Source organism: Photobacterium sp. OFAV2-7, from assembly GCF_022347985.1.
Classification (GTDB): Bacteria; Pseudomonadota; Gammaproteobacteria; order Enterobacterales; family Vibrionaceae; genus Photobacterium.
Map to the genome: position 1 here is coordinate 1 of NZ_JAKRFQ010000760.1, position 2,593 is coordinate 2,593.

3 protein-coding genes and 2 pseudogenes are annotated in these 2,593 nt (G+C 50.7%); 1 reads left to right on the plus strand and 4 read right to left on the minus strand.

Annotation, left to right across the window (positions count from 1 at the left end):
* The 4 genes and pseudogenes from MHN01_RS24790 to MHN01_RS24170 form a co-directional block, all read right to left on the minus strand.
* Positions 1–77, minus strand: a pseudogene (locus MHN01_RS24790) (guanosine-3',5'-bis(diphosphate) 3'-pyrophosphohydrolase); the annotation flags it as partial.
* A gap of 18 nt (positions 78–95) precedes the next feature.
* Positions 96–371: a DNA-directed RNA polymerase subunit omega gene (rpoZ, locus tag MHN01_RS24160; RefSeq protein WP_036821454.1), complete on the minus strand. Its 276-nt coding sequence runs from the start codon at positions 369–371 to the stop codon at positions 96–98.
* A gap of 50 nt (positions 372–421) precedes the next feature.
* Complete coding sequence (gene gmk, locus MHN01_RS24165) at positions 422–1,048, minus strand: guanylate kinase (RefSeq protein WP_239413924.1); 627 nt, start codon at positions 1,046–1,048, stop codon at positions 422–424.
* 205 nt (positions 1,049–1,253) lie between these two features.
* Positions 1,254–2,117, minus strand: coding sequence for a YicC/YloC family endoribonuclease (locus MHN01_RS24170; RefSeq protein ID WP_239413925.1), 864 nt, complete (start codon positions 2,115–2,117; stop codon positions 1,254–1,256).
* 254 nt (positions 2,118–2,371) lie between these two features.
* Here MHN01_RS24170 and rph point away from each other — a divergent pair.
* Positions 2,372–2,593: pseudogene (gene rph, locus MHN01_RS24175) on the plus strand (ribonuclease PH); the annotation flags it as partial.

A 2,593-nucleotide genomic window follows, 5' to 3' on the forward strand; every position in this document is an offset into this window, starting at 1 on the left:
GCCTGCCTGAGCGCCTCGATTTGAGACTCAGGCAGGTATTCGATTGCGACTTCTTTCAGGCTATCAAAAAGATACAATTCGCCCGGTTCCCTGAATTAACGGTGGTCGCCTGCAATAGCGCTAACAGCTGCTAGCTCTGCTGCTTCTTGCTCTTGAAGTTCCTGACGCTCGCGAGCATCCAGGATATCTTTAGTGATCAGACCTTCTTCGATTTCACGAAGCGCGATCACTGTATACTTATCGTTTTCTTCCGGAACCAGTGGATCCTTACCGCCAGTTTGCATCTGACGAGCGCGGCGTGAAGCAATTTGGATCAGATCGAAACGGTTGCCAATTTTATCAACAGCGTCTTGAACGGTTACGCGTGCCATGGAGGACTCCAGTGGTTATATGTAAAAGATGGAAAATTGTACAAAAATTGTTACTGTTCTGCCAGTAGGGCTTTGAGCATGCTGTTATATTTAGCAGCTTGTTTGTCTTGCTTCAATCGTTCTGCACGAATAATGGCCTTAAAGTCCATCAGTGCAACGTCGAAATCATCATTGACGATTACGTAGTCGTATTCGTCATAGTGGGAGATTTCCGAGCGTGCTTCCTGCATACGACGGGCAATAACGGTATCGCTGTCCTGGCCGCGGGCGTTCAGACGACGCTCCAGCTCCTCTTTTGACGGAGGCAGAATAAACAGGCTCTTGGCTTGTGGCATTTGCTTGCGAATCTGACGCGCACCCTGCCAATCGATATCCAGAAAGACATCGATACCTTTATTAAGCTGTTCTTCAATCCAGGGACGGGAGGTACCGTAGTAGTTGCCAAAGACTTCGGCATGTTCAAGGAATGCACCTTGCTCTGCCAGCTCAGTAAACTCTTCGACACTAATGAAATTGTAATGAACGCCGTGTTCCTCACCCGGGCGCATACCGCGTGTGGTGTGGGATACGGATACTTTCATGTCATAGGTCGGGTTTGTTTCAAGAAGGGCGTTAATCAAGCTTGATTTACCAGCGCCACTTGGTGCCGACACGATGTATAGAGTACCTTTGCTCATTGCCTGTTTCACTCAGTGATAGAAGGGCGCGCAGATTATCATGATCTGGGCACAATTGAAATTATCTGATTGCCTGAAAAATCATCTTTTTCAAACGTTATGGCCGTAATCTTAAGCCTAGATGGATTTCAGGCTTGTGTCTGCCTGCCCAAAGCGATCAAAAAAGGCAGCGCTAGCACTGCCTCTTTTTAAACAAACGCGTAGATTACTCGATGTTCTGGATCTGCTCGCGCATCTGCTCGATCAGCACTTTCAGCTCAACGGCAGAGGCGGTGATATCGGTGCTGATTGACTTGGAGGCCAGGGTGTTCGACTCGCGGTTGAACTCCTGCATCATGAAGTCGAGACGACGACCGCAGGCACCGCCTTTTTTCATGATTTTCTGGGTTTCTTTGACATGGGAATCAAGGCGGTCTAATTCTTCGGCAACATCGCTCTTTTGTGCCATCAGGATCAGTTCCTGCTCGATACGGCCCGGATCCAGCTCAACCTTGGCTTCTTCAAATCGGGTCATCAGGCGTTCACGCTGCCAGTTGATGATCTCTGGCATCTGCTCACGTACCTTGGCCGCTTCAACGGCGATGGCTTCCAGACGCTGGTCAATCAGATCCTTCATGTTCTTGCCTTCGCTGGCGCGTGCCGCGATAAAGTCATTGATGGCTTCGTCAAACCCTGCCAGCAAGTCTTTGTTGATGGCATCCAGATCTTGCTCTGGTGCTTCCATTACGCCCGGCCAGTTCAGAACCTGGAACGGACCGATACTGCCTTCGCCGGAGGTATCCTTGACCCACTTGGCCGCCTTGATCACCTGCTTGGCCAGCTCCTCGTTGATGCTCAGCTCGTTGCTGGCGGCGGTGTTGGCTTCAAAGCGCAGGTTGCACTCTACCTTGCCGCGGGCCAGACGCTTGCGGAATCGCTCGCGCAGTACAGGTTCTAAGCTGCGGAACTGTTCAGGCATACGAAGATAGGTTTCCAGGTAACGCTGGTTAACAGAACGAATTTCCCAAACGGCAGTGCCCCAGTCGCCTTTTACTTCGCGACGGGCATAGGCGGTCATGCTATGGATCATTGGCTGATGGCCCTTTTAAGATGATGGATGTAACTACTTATTTGGCTTACGACGCTGTGGCCGGAAGCGAAATAGAAACAGTCGGTGCGTAGTTACCGGATAGTGTTGATTATACTCACCATCCGGGACAAAAGAAATGAAGTGCGGCGGTATGGCCGTGTTGGCAACAGGACGGAATCGGGATTCACGTGCACTGCGCCTGAGAACTGGCTATAATCGCCGGTTAATGTAGCCCAGCTAAAGGTAAGGTCCCGATGCGTCCAAGCGGAAGAAGCACCAGTCAAGTACGTCCAATTACGATCACCCGTAACTTCACAGCTCATGCGGAAGGTTCAGTATTAGTCGAGTTCGGCGATACCAAAGTGATTTGTACAGCAAGTGTTGAAGAGAATGTACCACGCTGGCTCAAAGGCAAGGGACAAGGCTGGGTGACGGCTGAATACGGCATGCTTCCACGCGCAACCCATTCGCGCAAC